Below are 18093 nucleotides of genomic sequence, written 5' to 3' on the forward strand. Positions count from 1 at the left end.
ATTTTAAATAATTTTATGTTATTCAAACGAACTTAAAAAAGGGGTGAATATTATTCATGAATAAAGAAAAGTATTTAACCCGTTTCAAGGCTGCCGCTATTCAAGAGAACTTCCTGCAAAATTTAACGGAACTCCAAACTTTGCATATGCAGAATATCCCTTTTGAAAATCTGGACGTCATCCGCAAAATACCGATTTACTTGAATCTCGAAAGCATTTACGACAAAATCGTCAACCATCACCGCGGGGGCTATTGCTACGAGTTGAATGGCTTGTTCCACTGGCTGCTGGATCAGCTGGGATTTGATGCAAAACTGATTTCCGCCACTGTCCAAAAACCGGATGGCACGTGGTCAAAAGCCGATACTCATGCTGCAATCCTGGTAGAGCTAGACACCCTTTACCTTGTCGATGCCGGATTCGGCGACTCCACCATCAGTCCGATTCCAATCGGCGGTGAACGTCATACAGACCATAGCGGCACCTATCGCATTCAGCAAGTGGATGACGTTTATTATGAGTTGATCCGGGAAACCGATGGGAAGGAAAAAACTTTGTACCGGTTTTCCACTGAGGAAAAGAAACTGGCTGATTTTCATGAAGGCTGTGTCTTTAACCAAGTTTCAACAGCCTCTCCTTTCACCCATGATGATCTGGTGACGCGTGCAACTGCCGATGGGCGGATTACGTTATCCGGCAGCCAGCTGACACGCTCAGAAAATGGAAAAAAAGAAAAGGTAGAACTGTCGGCAGCCGATAAAAGACGCGTTCTGAAAGAGGAGTTCGGCATCGACCAGGATGCACTCGAAAGACAGCTTCAATAGAATACTGGTGCACATAAAAACCCCCCGCTAAAAATAGCGGGGGGTTTTCCGGTTTTATTCGAACGCTTCCGGATAAACGGTTTTAGCCACCAATTCAACGGCATCGCCGATTCTTGGTCCTGGCCGTGAAGTAATATCCGAATCCAGGAAAAAGACCTGATCGTTTTGAATCGCCTCAATATCGCTCCAGCCTTCGCGAGCTTTGATCTCGTCAATTGGATCTTCGATATACGAGACCGTTGTGGCAATGATTTTTGGATTCCGCTCGATAACTTCTTCTTCAGAAATCTGCGGCCATCCCTCCAGGTCTCCAAACAAGTTTTCCACCTGGGCGTGGTTCAATATTTCCTGTTGGAAAGTCTTCTGGCCCGTTGTGTAGATTTCCGGAGATGGGCTGATTTCAAAATACAGCTGCTTTTCTTCTTTCACAGACGCCAATTTGTCCTGAACGCCTTCAATTTGCTGCTGGATAGAGCTGTTCAGCTCTTCGCCTTTGTCTTCAAGGCCCATAACAGTGGAAATCTGTTCGATATCACCATAGACATCCTCAAAAGATTGGGCTGATTCGATGACAAATACCTGGATACCTGCCGCTTCAAGATCTTCGAACCCTGTAGGCCCGCCAGTTGAATAGCCGATAACAACATCGGGATCCATTTCGATGATGCGTTCTGCGTTAAAAGCAACAGAATCGGATACACGCTCCACGTCAGATGCTTCAGCCGGATAATTATCGTAATCGGTGACGCCGACAAGTTTGTCTCCCGCTCCGATTTCATACAGAATTTCCGTGTTGCTCGGAATCAGCGACACCACAGTTGCAGGTACTTCTTCAAATGTCAGTTCGTTGTCCAGGTCATCGGTTACAGTGTAACCCGTTTGTTTCTCCGGTTCAGCTGTCGTTTCCGTATCGGCAGGTTCAGTTGTGTCGGATTGGCAGGCTCCAAGGGCTAATGCCATTGCTCCGATAGATGCATACTTGAATAAGGTTATTTTCATTAGTCGTTGGCCACTTCTTTCTTTTTGGGTCTCGTTGGATAGGACTTGCTGACAAACGGGATTTCTGCCACGCCATGATGCTGATTGACATACACAGCCATCGTAAACAGCACATTGGCTAAAAGGTTGGCGTAATCAAAGAGGATCTCGGGTACCGCCCTTTCCAAACTCACTTTATGCAAGGCGCGAACTGATTTTTTCGCCTCGCTGCGGCACACATGTAAAACACAGGCAGCTTGCGTTCCCTGCGGCAAAACAAAATTAGCGATTTTGTCCCTTGTTACGTTTACATAATAATCATACATGTCACTCAGCGCGTTCAGGTCTTCTTCTCCGATGGCAAGTTTGCCGCGCACAGAGCCGTTCAAGTGATAGGCCATCGGCTGGAGAATCTGCAAATCCCGCTGAACGGCCTCCACATCAGCAGTCAGCGACACTGCCTCCCCAATGCGAGTGGTCAACGAATCCGTCCTGATTTCAAAATCCACTGTGGATACTGATTCACGCATAAACGGATAGCAAAGGTAACGCATGTCTTTTATCATCTTTTCACCTCACTTTGGTTTGGTGAACACCACTGCATTGAACGCTCCCGCAAAACAGCAAAAAGCCGCCCTCAAAAGAGGGCGGCGGCATAGCTATTCAGAGACATACTCCAGCAGTCAAAAATAGACACTTTGCCGTATGATTCCCTTATCTTCCGAAGAGTAAAAATACGTTCAAAAAAAGGTAGGTCTCCTGGCTTGTGCATCATTTTACTCTAAGAACCTTCCCGTCCAGATGATTTGGATCACCTGAACAGTGGCATTTTCTTATTTCATACGCACTTACAGTTGCGGAAACAGCCCCGGAATCTAACCGGGTTCCCTGTTATGCTGATAAATCAGCACCTTTTTTCTGCATGATTATTCACTTAAGCTTAGTGTAGCATATTCCATACGCCAAAAGACATACGTAATTCAAAATAGAAGAGTAGATTTTTAAATCACCTTAACAGTCTGCTTTCCACGGATCTCAAAAGGGTTCACTGATCGGCCCTACTTATCTGTTGAAACTGACTTATTCCTGATTTGTCAGCAGTTTCACTTTTCTCGGTTCGGCAAAAACGATCCGTTTATGCCATCTCAAGTAAGGGGCATGCTCAGGCAATACCGGCACTTTCCTGTTTTTCCGCAATCCGTAGACCGGATAGTCCTTTTCTGGGATCCGGCTCGAAATATGCAGCCGCCCTCCGCCTGTAAAGGCGATCAGTCCTGCTGAATACAGCGCAGCGTGATTGGCACAAAGCAGGATCCCATTAAAAGGATCCAGACGCTCGGCATCTGAACTGTCTTTCCACGGCTTGGCATGGCTCGCTTTCAACACGTCGCCAATGGCAATCCCACAAAGCGGACATTCACCGTTCCATAAAGGCAATAAGCTTTCACGGAATTGTTCCTTGCCCCTGCGCATTTTTGTTTTAATTTCCAATTCGGCTTCCGCGATCAGCCCAAGCAATGGATTGTGCTCGGTTTTTTTGATCACTTCCATTGCCAGTTCCAGCTGTTCCTCTTCCAACGTGAAAATATTCAAAGAGCTGACAAGCTCCAAAAGTTTCATCGCCAGTTCTTCATTGCACGGATAAAGATAGCCTGAATTGCCGCTGGCATCTTCCTGGAATGCTGCATATTTCACAGGCAGCAATGGCTGAATATCCCGGAAAAACTCTTTGACGGATAATGGATTTTCAAGCTCCCGATATTCTGTGCGCGCGATATATGCCTCTTCGTTTTCTGGTTGCTGCTCATCCGCAGCTTTCGGTTTTATGCCTTTTTGGCAATCTTTCCGCACCCGGCTGATGGCCACAAAAAAACCTTTTACATAATGAAAAACGATATCGCCTTTTTTCAACTCCTGCATCCGATTCCAGGAATGCGGGACCATGCCTGATTTGTCGATCTGCGGTGTCCAAAGAACACCCGCATTGTGTTCTTCCTGATAAGTCTCTCCTTGCATAACAATAAAACTATTCATGAATTGCCTCCTAATGATGGTGATGCTCAAATCCATTCGATCCTATGTAGTGGAGCAAGTTATTCGAATCTAAACGCTTGTCTTTAGTTTAACCCAAATCAAAAGCTTTTGCCGGGGAAAAGAAAAGTGGAAGCGCCCGTGTAGCTCTGACGGGCTTAAGACAGACCGGCGAAGCGGCGTGTTTTCAGCCGCACAGCTGGGTTGACTTATGACCCAAAGAGCTGGGCGCTGGAGTCTGGACAAAAAGAAAAGTGGAGGCAGCCATCTAGCCACGACAAGCGCTGGAAGCCTTACCGGTAATGGCGTTCTTTGCCATTGCTGGTAAGGCTGAAGCGACTCGAGGGGCTGGCTGCTGGAGTCTGGACAAGAAAGAAAAGCGGAAGCAGGCGTTTAGATTCGACAGGCATAAGACGCACTGGCGAAGCGGCGCTTTTTGCCGCACAGCCAGTGTGGCTTATGACCCGAGAATCTGGCTGCTGGAGCCTGGACAAGAAAGAAAAGCGGAAGCGCCCTTGTAGCTCTGACGGGCATAAGACAGACCAGCAAAGTGGCGTGTTTTGCGGCGCTGGCAAAAACCAGTTCTTTACACTTTCTCGGCCGGCTCCGTCTTGCGTGGAGCAGTTGCCTTGTACCATTGATAACAAAGGATCACGATGATAACCAGCTCGACGAAATCGCCGCCATAATACATCACCATTCCCCCCATTTCCGCTTCTGTCCGTGAAACATCAGCCGGCGGATCGGCATAGATCATTTTAGACAGAATCTGATGGGCTGCCAGTGACAGCACAAGGACAATCGAACGAAACAGATAGCTCAGGCGATGGGATGTTACGTCAATATAGATGATGGATGCGGTAAATAGATAGCCCGCTAAAAATACATGCAAATGGACAAGGGCATAGACAATCAAGGATTGATGCATCCACGCGAACAGATTGGTCAGATACAGCACATACATCCCACCAATATTGAGGGTAAACGCAGCAATCGGATTGCTTAAAAGTTTGAAGAGCCGGCTCTTTAAAACGACAGATACGTTTCTTGCCATGGGCACAGGCAGCGATCTCAACAGCAAAGTCATAGGCATCGCAAACAGCAGCAACAAAGGGGCCAGCATGCCAAGCAGCAGATGAGTCCACATATGGCCGACGAAATTAGCCTGAGCAAAGTCGGCTAAAGGTCCCGTAAACGTAATCGCGATCGTGAAAACTCCGAGACACCATAGAAAAATCCGGTACAATGGCCATGCTTTATAGCGCAGGCTCGTCAATGCAGCCGCCAGTGGGTACAGCAGAAACGCCAGGAAAAGCAATATGACAGCCGCTGCCTCCAGAACTGCCATTTCCTGTTGCAGATTGTGATCCATCGCCTTCCCTCCAATCTTCATTTTGTTATCCGGAAACATTCCACTCAGTGTTAAGTTCTCTTTGTTCCTTCTACCCGGTTTAGCAGCATGCTATGTACGATTATACAAAAAGACAGCAGCCTTCGAGGAAGGCCGCTGTCTTGCTTCAGATAATCTTTCGGGATTCTCTTTTTTCTTCTGCCGCAAAAGCTGAAATTTGATTTCTGCCGTTCCGCTTGGATTGGTACATGGCCTGGTCCGCTTCGCCGATTAGCTGGTCCAGCGTTTTATGGCAGGAATGCAGGCTTACCCCCATTGATACGGTCAGCTTGCCCTCGGGCTGCAGCTCCTCGCCCTCAAAAGGGTATTGCTCGATCTGCTCGCGGACCCTTTCAACAATCGCCAATGCTTCATGATCATCCAATGGATCTGTGATACAAAAGATGAATTCCTCACCGCCATATCGTGCCACATAATCTTTATTGCGCGTATAGTCCCTCATCAATTGGCCAATCGAGCGGAGTACAGCATCCCCTTTTTGATGGCCATGCGTATCGTTATAGTTTTTGAAATAATCCACATCCAGCATGACGATAGCCACCGGTACATGCTGAGAAACCAAAGTCTGTACCTTTTTTCTGAAATAGCGCATATTGGGCAAATGCGTCAAGGGATCTTGATTCGAATAAAACTCCAGTTCTTTTCGGATCAGGATATGATGATTTTCTCCATTCACGATCATCCCCATTGCCAAAGTGGCAATTCCGGCAAAAAGCATCATTGAGAATATGATCAAAAAGGTTGCAGGTGTGGTTGCCCACATCCATAGAGACTTTAGTATTTCAAAAACCAGCAACCCTATCATCATTCGTTTTAAATCCAGTAAGACAAAAAACTTATTCACGGTTCTTTTATCACGGAACAGGCTGCCGATGATGACCGGCAACGCCACTGATTGCAAAATGCCTTCAATTACGGTGGGACCACCGAGGGAATAGCGATAAAACGAGGGAAACACCGCTGACAGAATGCCTACTTTCCAACCTCCTAAATAAGAGATGAAATACAGCGGAACTTCCCGCAGATCAAGCCGCATCCCTTCATGGATATAAGGATTATACATCACTGAGAAAGTCAAAAAACCGATGAATAGTATGCTCAATACCACTAACAGCTTTGATTCAGTCAATTCAGGGAACAACAATTCCTTTGCCTTTAAGGCTAAATACAATAAGGCAATGATTAAGGCCATGTTTTCAAGAAAGAAAAAAAATAATGAACTCATCGATACAACTCCTAACAAAAGCCTTCCTTTAGTAGTTTACATTTTTCACATCTAAAAATACAGATAAAATACAGCATTAACCAAATATATGATTGAAATGCATCAGAAAAATTGTTTTTCAGTACAAAGCCTTTGTTTTATGAAAAAAGCTCTCCACCGGCCGTTTTTCTGACCGGTTGGAGAGCCTGTTGCTGAGTGAGTCCAAACATCAAAACAGTTTCGACATATACAATTCATTGACATAGTTGCCGCCGACCAACAGCGAATCCCGCTTCAGCCCTTCCACTTGGAATCCCATCTTTTTGTAAAGGGCAACCGCAGCTTGGTTGTGCTCCAGCACCGTCAATTCGATGCGATGAATTGACGAATCTTTTGCCCATTGCTCTAAAGACTGAAACAGCTGCGTCCCTCTTCCTTTTCCACGTTCTTCCTGCACGATCCCGATGGCAACGTAGATGGAATGCCGCTTCCGTCTGACGCCTTCATTTATCGCAAACAAATAGCCTTTCAACTCCATCTGCTCTTCCGCCACCAAGACAATCGATTTATCATCCATCGCAATGAGCCGCTGCTGCAGTTGCTCTGCAGAAGTTTTTCGTTCTCCCGGCTCAAACAGCATATAATTCGACTCTTCCACATGCTTCATGAGGTCAACCAATTGTGCGGCGTCCGCTGGAACTGCTTTTCTTATGACCATAACACCTCTCCTGACATTTTTCTTTTTTCAGTTCCAACTCTTCAAACAATTTTCGGTTCGGTCACTTGCATTTCTCTGGATTTTCCGACAAACAATCCGGTGTAAACCAGTAGCATACCGATCATCAGCAACACTCCGATATAGACGGACATCATCGTCGGGATCAAAAAGGCGCCAATGATGATGGTCGAACGCGCCAGCAGATCCGCTCCGCTAAAAGAAAAGTTGGAGAATGCGGAATACGAGCCCCGCTTGTCTTCCGGTATCATATTCGCCATTTCCGCATTGCGGACCGGAGAATAAACCAATTCGCCGATTGTACCGATAAAATTGAACAGGATCAATAAGTACCAGCTGTTCGCTGAGGTAATGGTCACATAGCCGACACTGTAAAGCAACAACCCGACCAACAGAACATGCTGTTTGGGAAAACGGTCCGTGAATTTATTGACCATAAAAGTCAGGCAGACGACCAGCAGCATGTTTTGGATATTCAACAGGCTCAACATGCGAACTCCTGCAACATCAAAATCCGCGATGGTGAAAGTCTCGAAGCTTTCAGCAAGCCGGACGCCGATATAGCTGTTCAGTGAAAACTCCGCTGAAAAGATGAACATGGAGCCAATCACCACTTTCACGAATGGCCGATCCTGGAAAGCGACTTTGTAATTTTGCAGCAGATCGATCAGAACGTTATTATGCTGTTTTTTCATGCTTTGGACGCGTTCATCCTTAAGCCAAATCTGGTAGGCGATCGGCAGGCTGGCAGACGTTACGGTCAAGAGGACAAACAGTTCAATTTGATGATTGAGATACAATAAGCCGCCCAGTGCAGCGCCGATGGCCATCGACAAATTGACCATCCAGTAATCGATGGCGTATATCGCCTTGCGGTTTTCAGGAGTCGTGGAATCGATGATGATGGCATGCATCGCAGGCCGGCCCAAGCTGCTGGTGATGATGAATATGACATAAGCCAGCGCAAACAGACCAATCCACTTTGCGCTCGGCAGCAAACTGAGGGCCATCAACAGGAACATGACAGCACTGAGTGAGGAAGTCAATACCAACACTTTTTTACGCAGGAAACGATCTGAAATATAGCCGCCAATCAAATTGACAAAAAAGCCGATAAAGACGGTGATGATCAAAAAGGACCCAGCCCACACTTTGCTCATTTCCTGCGCAAAAAATAAGGCCATGAACGGCATGACAGCTGAAGTAACAGCTCGGTTAAAAAATGATGTAATCAAACGCACTTTGATATTCTGTGGATAGTCTTTCCATTTCATCTTGTCAGCCCCCTTTGTCTTATGTATATTAAACTAGACGAAGGATACTAAAAATAGACAATTTTTAAAATCTTGTCCACTTTTAGGAGGAGACCTTATGGAAAAAATGCTTTTGGCTTTATGGCAGGCTGTCCCAACCGGCAACATCAAGCAATACCAGCTGGCCGAATTGCTTGGACTAAGCAGCAAGCAGACGACACGCCTTCTGCGCAAATGGTCCGGCGAAGGCTGGTTCACTTTTACTCCAGGCCGCGGCAGGGGAAATACTTCGCATATAAAGTGGCATAAGAATGTGGAAGATGTCTATGAACAGCAACTCACTCAATTGATCGAAGAACAGTCTATCGAAGCCGCCGGCAAATACCTGTTATTCGGCTGGTCACCTGAAATCAAGCAGCGTCTGATGCATAAATTCCGTTCAAATTTCGGCTACGTCCAAAGCGACAGCGACAAGATGATCATTCCCAGGAAGTATCCCTTATTGACGCTCCATCCACTCTACGCGGCAGATGTCCATAGTGCCAATATGGTCGCCACGGTCTATAGCCGTTTGGTGTCAGTCAATGAACGCGGCCATGTTTCTCCAGAACTGGCACATAGCTGGGACTTGACGCCAACGAAGCTTCGCCTCTACCTGCGAAAAGAAGTCAACTTCCACGATGGTTCGATTCTGACTGCGGATGATGTGGTCGATTGTTTGGAGCGGCTGCGGATGCATGTTTCCTATATGGCTTTATGGAAACCGGTTACTGCCATCAAAACCCTTTCTCCACATGCTCTCGAAATCTCATTTCCCGGCGGCTGCAGCTATTGCCTGCAGATGCTCGGCATGATCAATGCCAGCATCTACAAGGAATCCCCTTTTCAGCCTATCGGTTCCGGAAGCTTTTTTGTTGAAGAAAATCACGAATCAAAAACGATATTAAAGGCATTTGGTAATTATTTCAAGGAGCGCCCTTTGCTTGATACCGTAGAGTTTATCCAGGTGCCTGAGGACTTTGACTTTGCTTACCGATCTTCGGCAAATGATAAAACGGAAGAGACGTTTCAAGTGGAAAGTGATTCGGGGTTCGGCGTCGTCATTTTGAATGCGTTCCGGGACTCGCCCATCCACCGACAAGAAGTGCGCGATTATGTCCACTACGCCATCGCCAAACACCGCCATAAGATCAGCCTGTTTCATCCACGGGCGATGGCCAATCACCAGAGCTGTCTGATTGGACAGCAGGATCAGCCCTATTCGCTGCCGTTGCCAAAACAACCTCAAATCGAACAGCCCTTGGTCATCAAGTCGGCGAATTACACAAATGGAGCAACACGATGGCTGAAAGAAGCTTTGGAAAGCGAAGGTATTCCGGTAGAGATCCAGTGGCTGTCTTTTCAGGACAAGCTGATGGATACAAAAGAAGACCAAACAGCCGATCTTTTCGTCCACGGTGAAGTGTTTGAAATGAACCAGAATTTCTCGTTTTTTCACTTTCTTTCCAATGGCTATTCGCCATTGGCTGCCATTATGAAATCCCAGCCTCAGTTCGGCAACTATATGCAACAATACGCAGATACCGCTTTTAAAGAGTGGACAGCATTAAACCTGAAAATCGAACAGGAACTGATTAGATCATCCATCATGCTTCCTTTATATTATGAAAAAAGGCAGATCCCTTTTTCAGTGGACCTGATGAACATTTCCATCAGCCATTTTGGTTATGTGGATTTTTCCAAGCTCTGGGTGCGCCCTGTTATTGAGGAATAAAAAAAGATGGGAAACAGCGCGGGTTTGCGCTGTTTCCCATCTTTTTTGTTTATTTCAAACGATCGTGCGGCCGCATCAGTAAGCCGCTCGATCATACTCGTATAAGTCAAGGATTTATAGAAAATATAAATCGGTTAAGAAAATCAGGTACAAACTCAATGTGAGCACATTCAACAATATCAGATTGAATCTCAAATCGCCTTTTGTGCCGATCAGCGCCGCCAAAACTCCCAATCCACTCAGAAAACAAGGGAGATGAAGATGAAGACTCAACAGAAGTTCAAGTGGTTCATGGAACCAATGAATCGCTGCCAGTGTCAGAGGCAGCATCGTCAAAAGCAAGAGAACTGCCGAGATGTACGAGAAATATTTCTTATACATGAGAACACCGCCCTTTACTGTTCGTTGGCTTGAGCACTAGTCAATGACAATTTTAAAAACAGAAAGGCTGTTCCAGGCAGGAAGACTAACAATCGATTGCCTTTAAGGCTGCAGCAAGACGTTCGGCGAAGATCTCGGGAAGTTCCCGAGATTCCAGGTAAAGGCAGTAGACATCCGGTTCCATGACCAATCGCTGGGAATAGTTATTCGGCAACGGACTGGCATGGTTGATCAGAGCAGACAAAAATACAGGAAGCTCTGATGGCAAGAGCAAAATTTCTGCATTATTGATCGTTTTCCCTGACTGCTGCATAGCTTGAAATGTAATATCGCAACCCACCTTGAACGAAAACTTTGAGTTGTCAGACTTAACAATTAAATTCCTGATTTTTTTTACTAAAAAGAGATTGCTGGTTACTTCCACCTCGGCATCCAGCGCCTTCTCCAGAATCACCGTCATCTCTTTAATCGGATCTGCTATAATCATTTTCTTCATCCCTTCGGAGAATCCTTATCGCATAGCACAACAAAATATTGTTAAAGAACATTAATGATACTTCTTTATTTTTACTAGATAAAAAGTCTTATATCCTATATTTTTTACTTTTAATTTGAAATAATTCATTTTACATAACACTATAAGCCTACAATTAATTATACAACTTGTAAACAGATTAACGTTAATTTAACATTTTTTTTGCATTTCAAACCTGTCAGAAATGTTCACTTAGGTAGGAATATTAATTATCCCCCTATTGTTAAATACCTTTTATTCAAAGTATATTTAACATACTCCCTTTATATAGTTGAAAACTCTCTCATTAAGGAGACATTCTTATTCCATATAATTATTTACCTAAAGTATTAAGATCGTTAGTTTTTATGCAATTAAATTCTTACTTCCATCTTTTTTAACAAAGAAAAAAAGAACCTTTTAAGGGTTCCTGAGTGATAATTCAAACTTTTCCATCAATTCTTTTAACGTCGGTCTCTCATTGCCATCCCGTCCGACCACAGCTTCCGCAGTGATCAATGAATTCAACACCGCTTCTTCTGCCGCTTCTCCAACGGCTCGAAAGGCTTCGTCCATATCCACTTCGTGAATGGTTTTGATTTCCAGGCATTGCGGCGGCTTGGCGTGTGGAATTTTATTGGCGGTGGTAAAGCCGATAACGATTTCTCCACTGCCATGGGTAATGATGGAGCCGGTTCGGGAAAGTCCCGTCACTGCCCGTTTCAGCATGCGGTTTAATTGCCGCTCAGATAAAGGGAGATCGGTAGCTACAATGACCATGACCGAGCCTTTGTCTTCTTCCTGGTAGGATTGCAGAATCTGTTTCTTCAATTTCTTGCCGATCGGGTTGCTGCCGATTGTCAAGTCGCTCAGCATCCCAAAGTTCGACAGCACCAAAACGCCGATCGTATATGCTCCGTGCCCGAGTTCCAGAATGCGCGATGCGGAACCGATCCCACCCTTCAGAGAATAGCACAACATGCCTCGTCCAGCTCCGACTGCACCTTCTTCAAATTCCACACTGGTTTGGTCCAGCGCCTGCCGCACATGTTGTTCTTTGACAAAGCGGCCTCGCACATCATTCAGAAACATGTCGTTACATTCGCCGATGATCGGATTTACCGTGCCGGTCGTGTTCCCGATATCAGGGTTTTTCTCCAGCATATAGTCAATGACAGCATTGGCTGCTGTGCCGACATTTAAAGTATTGGTTAGGACAATGGGCGTTTCCAGCGTACCGAGTTCCGCCAGCTGAATAGTCCCCATTGTTTTCCCAAAGCCATTGATGACATGGCTTGAAGCAATCAGCTTGTTGTGGAATACATCTCCTTGATGCGGCAGGATGGCCGTCACGCCTGTCTGCATATTGCCGTCACTCAATGTGACATGGCTCACGGTAACGCCTGTTACATCTGTTATGGCGTTTAACGCTCCTGGCTTCATACTGCCGATTTCCACCCCATAATCCCGAATTCGTTTTTGATTGTGCAAGTGCCCACCTCTTTAACTTATCGATTTAGTATCTATCTTTTAAAAACACCTTACCGTTCTTGTCGATGCCGCCTTTTATCCTCGTATAATTCAACAGTTTTTCAATAAGAAACCTTCTTTAGATAAGAATTCATTATATAAACTGTTAGTCATTGCATTAACTTCTTTTACTTTAATACTTTATGAAGCAATTAAGTTTCCGCTCTCTATATGCATAGAAAATTATGTATCTCGATAGAAAAGGGCATATCCTCCAAAAGGACATGCCCCTCTAAATTTTATCACTTGCTAGTGCAGTCGCGTGTCATCAGATTCAGAAACTTCTTCTAATATCATACTGGCATTATCTTCATTGCGGTCCCTGACGGCAATGTCTCCCAGTGAAACGATGCCGATCAACTGATCATTTTCCACAATCGGAAGTCGGCGAATTTGATGTTTGGACATTAACTCAGCGGCGTCTTTGATAGACATATCGGTTGTGCCAGTAACTAAGTCTGAAGTGAGAATCTGAGATACAGATCTATCCAATGAAACTTGAGCAGCGATTCCGCGGATGACAATGTCACGGTCTGTTACAATTCCAAGCAACCGCTTGCCATCGCTGATTGGAATAGACCCTACATCAAGTTCCAACATCTTGGACGCGAGTTCCCGAATAGACGTTTCCGGCGTGCATGTCTTCACATCTGTTGTCATGATGTCTGTAATCTTCATGAATAGTTCCTCCTCTGGGTATTTTCTGCTTATGCTCAACCAACTGGCTCTATCCATCGATTCGACTGATTTGTCAATTCATCCCTCGCCAATCCTCCCCCTTCTTTTCTTTTACTATTCCATATCCGTTTCACAAAAAACAAAACGTCTTCCCGGTATAAAAATTAAATGCTTCAGCATTTTTTAGTTTCCAGTTGCTGTAACTTTAGAAACTTCAGTTAATCAGATTTTCTTTAACGCAAGTTTGCATCCATGGTAAAATAAATCAACAATGATTTTCTATCGAAAAGACCATGTTTTTCAGCTTCCGGACTTTTCTAGACTCTTATCATAAAAAGGAGGCAGCGCTCATCGGATTTATACCTGCGTCAATTGAATTTATAGTTCTTCTTATCGTCAATTTAGCGGTCGGAGCTGCCGGCTTTATTCCGAGCGTTTTGGTGACCGCTGTCAACATTCAGTCGTTCGGCCTATATGGTGGTGCAGCTTTAACGTTTATCGGTGAAATTTTCGGTGCCTTGCTTGGGTTTTATCTGTACCGCTTCGGATTTTCCAAAGCCAACCCAAAATGGCTGCGTCATCCGTTTTGGCAGAAATTCCAGCACCAATCACCCAAACGCGTTTTCAGCCTGGTGATCCTGTTGCGCCTCCTGCCCTTTATGCCGTCCGGCTTGGTTACGGCCGGCGCAGCACTTACGAAGATAAGCGGGAAACGGTTCTGGACAGCCAGCACCCTCGGAAAAATTCCAGCTGTTCTTCTGGAACTAACTGCCGTTTATGGATTTACACAGGTCTTCCCGACAAGCGTTCAGTATATCGTCTTCGCTACCGTTTTGATGGTGTCCATAGTCTTCTGGCAGCTGGACCGGCTAAAGACAGCCAAACAGAAAAAAACCCCTCAATCAGCTGATTGAGGGGTTTTTGTGTGATTCAATATACTTTGTCGCCATTGAAGATGGAGTTTTTAACGATGACGTAATCTACATTGCGGATTGCCATCAGTTTATCTCCCCCGGAATAGGAAATGGCGGATTGAAGATCCTCTTCCATTTCGACCAAGGTGTCTTTCAACGATCCTTTGTATTCCACGAACATCTTTTTGCCTTCAACATTTTTCTTCTCACCTTTTTGGAACTCCGAGGCTGAGCCGAAATATTCTTTCAGCAGCTTCCCGTCTTTGTTGATGGTTTCTCCGGGTGATTCTTCATGTCCGGCAAAAAGAGAACCGATCATGACCATTGAAGCGCCAAAACGGACCGATTTGGCAATATCACCATGCGTGCGGATGCCGCCGTCTGCGATGATCGGCTTGCTGGCTGCTTTTCCACACCAGCGAAGTGCCGCCAGCTGCCATCCGCCTGTGCCGAAGCCGGTCTTGATCTTAGTGATGCATACTTTTCCGGGTCCTATCCCCACCTTTGTCGCATCTGCTCCAGCATGCTCCAATTCCCGTACAGCTTCCGGCGTACCGACGTTTCCGGCAATCAAAAAGCTTTCCGGAAGCAATTTTTTGATGTGATGGATCATGTTGATCACAGCATTGGAATGGCCGTGAGCCACATCGATTGTGATGTATTCCGGTGTAATCTTTTCATCTGCCAATAGCTGCACAAACGCATATTCTTCCGGTTTCACACCGACACTGATGGACGCGTAAAGGCCGCGCTGCTGCATGTCTTTCGCAAACGCCAACCGTTTTTCAGGTTCAAAGCGGTGCATGATATAGAAATAATTATTTTCAGCCAGAAATACGGCAATTTTTTCATCTACAATGGTCTGCATGTTTGCAGGCACGACTGGCAATCGGAAGGTCCGCCCGCCGAATTTAATTGACGTATCACATTCTGAACGGCTGTCCACCACTGCTTTTGCAGGAACCAACTGAATATCTTCGTAATCAAATACATTTTCCATAAATTACACCCCTATACACGAATGATATATCTATATACCTTAACAATTGTTCGTCCATATGATAATGTACTTTATTTCAGAAGAGATGTCAAAGAGGACAGTTGCTTCAAGCTGGAATAGTCAGATTTTTTAAGTCTTGTCCATCAACCGTTTCAGCTTGGGTATAGACAAAATCAGAAAGACCGATCTGCCCAGGCTGAATAGGATGAACGCCAGCCATAGCCCATGGTTCTGCAAGAACGGAACCTCTGCCCACAATGCCAGCAAAAATACCGCCAATGACAACAGCATGGAGTTGCGGATTGGCGCTGTTTCAGTGGCAGCCGTAAATATGCCATACAGCACGATACCGAAACTCAAAACCAAAGGAAACAACAGCAGCCAATCTCCATTTTATTCAAATCTTTTTTCGCTTTGACCGCAGATTTGTTTTCTTCTTTCTGGGAGCTGCAGTTTTGGTGATGACTGCGTTATTCGCTGATGAGGGCAAAAGCGATAGGAATTTCTGTTTGATGTGTTCCATCCAAAATCCATTGGAGGGCAGCAGGAATTTCCCCATATATGATTTCCTCTTTTCTACTGTCCGGTTTAACAGCCGTGCCAAGCCCAACAGCAGAGAGGCTGCATGGATCCATATTATTGGAATAAAAAAGACAAAGACATGCAGCTGCCTTTGCCCCTTTTTCTAGAACTCTCCTGGATATTCCTTGTTCAACTTGTCTTTCAGGCTGTCGAGCACGTATGGATTATACACCCATTCTTCACGCAATAATTGGCGATATCCGGCGAGTGCTTCTTCGGAATTGATTTTCTCGTAAACAGGAACGAGGTCTTCATCGTAATAATAATATCCGCTTTCTTCATATGCTCTTTCTGCCTCCAAAGCTGCTTTCAGCGATAGTTGCGGATCGATGAGCAGGTAGATCTCGGCCAGCAGCAATAAATCGTCAATGAGAAATTCTTCCGTGTCTTCTGCAATTTTCCGGTTCAGCAAATCAGCGCCTTGTTCAAATTCTCCTTGGTCCAATAGAACATCCAACAACAGCCACTCTGCGGCATATATGTCATATGGATCTCCCACTTTTTTTATAGCTGCTGCTGTTTGTTCGACTGCTGAATAGTCTTTCTTATCCAACTGCTCATAAGCCTGCTGAAACCAAACATCCAGCTGTGCTTGCTCGGCTATCATTTTTTCGAGAAAAATCTCTTCATACTCCTCAATCTCCATGCCGATCATCGCTTCCAGCTTTTTATAGAATGCGTTTGTTGATCTCGACATCAACAAATCCGGGATAAAGTCTTCCCCATGTTCCGCCACCAGAGATTCCACAGCTAAAAAACTTTGGGCATAGGGATCAAACGTGTCTGTAGTCGCAGTGTCGTAATCCTGTTGGCTGTCAAGGTCATGAAAATCCACTATTTCAAGGCTTTCCAAGTCATACCACCCACTGGATTCCTCAGCGAAATAATCGGCAAGGCCTTCTTCAAACCAGGAAGGAATTCGTGTAATCGGCAAGCTATGTTGATTGGAGAAAAGGTGGCTTTGGTAATGGGAATATTCATGCACCAGAATCAGCTCCCAATTTTCATCTGCCGGAACGAGGTGAATGCTTTTATTGCCCAGATTGTAATAACCCGCGACATCTTTTGCCCCATAACCGGTTTCCAGCGAATCATAATCCTCATGAAACTCAATCGTCAAGCCGCCCTGGTCATGGGTGCCCAGAAACGAATTAAAGCTTTCCCGTTCCTCTTGAAGAACTTCATCGATTTTAGCGATACTATCTTTATTGTTTTCGGAATGGTAATAAGTCACACCATTTTTTTCAGTCTTCAGCAGTTCGGGCTGCGAAGAAACCTGGAATACAGTTGATGCAAAAAACCTGACTTTATCGTTTAAAGCCTGATTTTCATCTCCGGTTGTATAAACAACGAACGAATTAATGATGGTTACGAAAGTGACTACAAGCGATAGGGCAATGGAAAAGACCATCAACCCGACCGCTTCTCTGACATTGCTGAGTTTCATGAACTTCAGACTGCCTTTTATGACACCTATGATGCTGGCAGAAAAAACAACCAGACAGACCAAAAAGAACATCCCGGCAATCATCAATCCGCCAATGAGCCCTTGATTGAAAATGAGGAAATAAGCGAGAGACGAACAGCCAAGCAGTAAGAGAAATTGTTTAACGATGCTTTTCATCGGTGCCTCCAGTTAGTTTGGTATGGAAAGAAAACAGACTTTATCGTTTCGCTGGATATTATCAATACCAAACTGCCACATCCCAGCAATAAGTCCTTAATCTTTTCTATATATTAGCAGTTAAGTGAGCTAATAAATAGTCTTTTTGGAGTTCATTCACTTATATTTCTATAAATTTATTTCCTGACCGTGCAGGCGGATCTCTTTCTTTCATTTAACGCAAAAAAGGAGTGCCCAGAAGCCATTTATGATGGCTTTCAGGGCACTCCTTTTCACTTTCCTTTAACCTTGTTCCGCAATTTGGTCTTTATTATTGCTTGCGCGCACGCAATGCAAGGGTTGTCGTCAATCCAGCAAGCATTAGGCCAGCTAGGATCCATAGGTAAGGAATCGTACCTGCATCTGCTGTGCCGCCCATGCCTGTCGCAGGCATTTCAGATGGCATTTCCGTTGCCCCGAATTCTTCCGGGAACTGGTCCACGATGGCCGCTGACAAGCCAGCTGCCGGCATGGTCATATGCGCATAGGCTTCACGAATCGAGCTGTACGCTGTTTCGTAATCGCCTGCTGCGTAGGCATCAAATGCCGTCAACAGCTGTTCAACGTGTGCCGTTAAGCCTTCTTCCAATGCATCCGCCGGAACACGGCCTTCTGTTGCC

Annotated in this window: 17 protein-coding genes, 1 pseudogene and 1 riboswitch; of the genes and pseudogenes, 3 read left to right on the top strand and 15 right to left on the bottom strand. The window is 45.2% G+C overall.

Annotated elements, in window-relative coordinates; genetic code table 11:
* The first annotated feature begins 56 nt into the window (after positions 1-56).
* A complete protein-coding gene (locus J7I83_RS09480) occupies positions 57-824 on the top strand; it encodes an arylamine N-acetyltransferase family protein (protein WP_215100461.1) in 768 nt (255 codons plus the stop codon).
* 54 nt (positions 825-878) lie between these two features.
* Here the strand turns inward: J7I83_RS09480 and J7I83_RS09485 are convergent, their stop codons facing one another.
* From J7I83_RS09485 to J7I83_RS09515, 7 genes are all read right to left on the bottom strand, one after another.
* Positions 879-1823 carry an ABC transporter substrate-binding protein gene (locus J7I83_RS09485; RefSeq protein WP_215100462.1) on the bottom strand — a complete coding sequence of 315 codons (945 nt, stop codon included), beginning with the start codon at positions 1821-1823 and terminating at the stop codon, positions 879-881.
* On the bottom strand, positions 1823-2368 hold the full coding sequence (locus J7I83_RS09490) for a hypothetical protein (protein ID WP_215100463.1): 546 nt from the start codon (positions 2366-2368) through the stop codon (positions 1823-1825). The genes J7I83_RS09485 and J7I83_RS09490 overlap by 1 nt, the downstream gene beginning before the upstream one ends.
* Before the next feature lie 166 nt (positions 2369-2534).
* Positions 2535-2733, bottom strand: a riboswitch (cobalamin riboswitch).
* Between the two features lie 149 nt (positions 2734-2882).
* Complete coding sequence (locus J7I83_RS09495; RefSeq protein WP_215100464.1) at positions 2883-3836, bottom strand: HNH endonuclease; 954 nt, start codon at positions 3834-3836, stop codon at positions 2883-2885.
* A gap of 583 nt (positions 3837-4419) precedes the next feature.
* Positions 4420-5205 carry a cytochrome c oxidase assembly protein gene (locus J7I83_RS09500; protein WP_215100465.1) on the bottom strand — a complete coding sequence of 262 codons (786 nt, stop codon included), beginning with the start codon at positions 5203-5205 and terminating at the stop codon, positions 4420-4422.
* 145 nt (positions 5206-5350) lie between these two features.
* The gene (locus J7I83_RS09505) at positions 5351-6469 is read right to left on the bottom strand and encodes a GGDEF domain-containing protein (RefSeq protein WP_215100466.1); all 1119 of its coding nucleotides are present in this window, start codon (positions 6467-6469) and stop codon (positions 5351-5353) included.
* A gap of 208 nt (positions 6470-6677) precedes the next feature.
* A complete protein-coding gene (locus tag J7I83_RS09510) occupies positions 6678-7166 on the bottom strand; it encodes a GNAT family N-acetyltransferase (RefSeq protein WP_215100467.1) in 489 nt (162 codons plus the stop codon).
* A gap of 41 nt (positions 7167-7207) precedes the next feature.
* Positions 7208-8458: an MDR family MFS transporter gene (locus J7I83_RS09515; RefSeq protein ID WP_215100468.1), complete on the bottom strand. Its 1251-nt coding sequence runs from the start codon at positions 8456-8458 to the stop codon at positions 7208-7210.
* A 97-nt stretch (positions 8459-8555) separates the two neighbouring features.
* On the opposite strand from J7I83_RS09515, the gene J7I83_RS09520 reads away from it, so the two are divergent.
* Positions 8556-10211 carry an ABC transporter substrate-binding protein gene (locus J7I83_RS09520; RefSeq protein WP_215100469.1) on the top strand — a complete coding sequence of 552 codons (1656 nt, stop codon included), beginning with the start codon at positions 8556-8558 and terminating at the stop codon, positions 10209-10211.
* A gap of 114 nt (positions 10212-10325) precedes the next feature.
* Here the strand turns inward: J7I83_RS09520 and J7I83_RS09525 are convergent, their stop codons facing one another.
* From J7I83_RS09525 to J7I83_RS09540, 4 genes are all read right to left on the bottom strand, one after another.
* Entirely contained in the window at positions 10326-10592 is a 267-nt protein-coding gene (locus tag J7I83_RS09525) for a hypothetical protein (RefSeq protein ID WP_215100470.1), read from the bottom strand.
* 85 nt (positions 10593-10677) lie between these two features.
* On the bottom strand, positions 10678-11088 hold the full coding sequence (locus J7I83_RS09530) for a DUF1259 domain-containing protein (protein ID WP_215100471.1): 411 nt from the start codon (positions 11086-11088) through the stop codon (positions 10678-10680).
* A gap of 438 nt (positions 11089-11526) precedes the next feature.
* Positions 11527-12597 (bottom strand): DmpA family aminopeptidase, encoded by a 1071-nt coding sequence (locus tag J7I83_RS09535; protein WP_215100472.1) that lies wholly within the window; start codon positions 12595-12597, stop codon positions 11527-11529.
* 288 nt (positions 12598-12885) lie between these two features.
* Entirely contained in the window at positions 12886-13314 is a 429-nt protein-coding gene (locus J7I83_RS09540) for a CBS domain-containing protein (protein ID WP_215100473.1), read from the bottom strand.
* 293 nt (positions 13315-13607) lie between these two features.
* Here J7I83_RS09540 and J7I83_RS09545 point away from each other — a divergent pair, with 293 nt between their 5' ends.
* Positions 13608-14228 (top strand): TVP38/TMEM64 family protein, encoded by a 621-nt coding sequence (locus J7I83_RS09545; protein ID WP_215100474.1) that lies wholly within the window; start codon positions 13608-13610, stop codon positions 14226-14228.
* Positions 14229-14244: 16 nt separating this feature from the next.
* Here J7I83_RS09545 and guaC read toward each other — a convergent pair whose 3' ends face one another.
* The 4 genes and pseudogenes from guaC to J7I83_RS09565 all read right to left on the bottom strand — a co-directional run.
* Positions 14245-15228, bottom strand: coding sequence for a GMP reductase (gene guaC / locus J7I83_RS09550; RefSeq protein WP_215100475.1), 984 nt, complete (start codon positions 15226-15228; stop codon positions 14245-14247).
* Between the two features lie 129 nt (positions 15229-15357).
* Positions 15358-15603 (bottom strand): hypothetical protein, encoded by a 246-nt coding sequence (locus tag J7I83_RS09555; protein WP_215100476.1) that lies wholly within the window; start codon positions 15601-15603, stop codon positions 15358-15360.
* A 310-nt stretch (positions 15604-15913) separates the two neighbouring features.
* On the bottom strand, positions 15914-17434 hold the full coding sequence (locus J7I83_RS09560; protein ID WP_215100477.1) for a gluzincin family metallopeptidase: 1521 nt from the start codon (positions 17432-17434) through the stop codon (positions 15914-15916).
* Between the two features lie 310 nt (positions 17435-17744).
* A pseudogene (locus J7I83_RS09565) lies at positions 17745-18093 on the bottom strand (hypothetical protein); the annotation flags it as partial.

Source organism: Planococcus sp. ISL-110 (assembly GCF_018613575.1).
In the GTDB taxonomy this organism is placed as follows: Bacteria; Bacillota; Bacilli; order Bacillales_A; family Planococcaceae; genus Planococcus.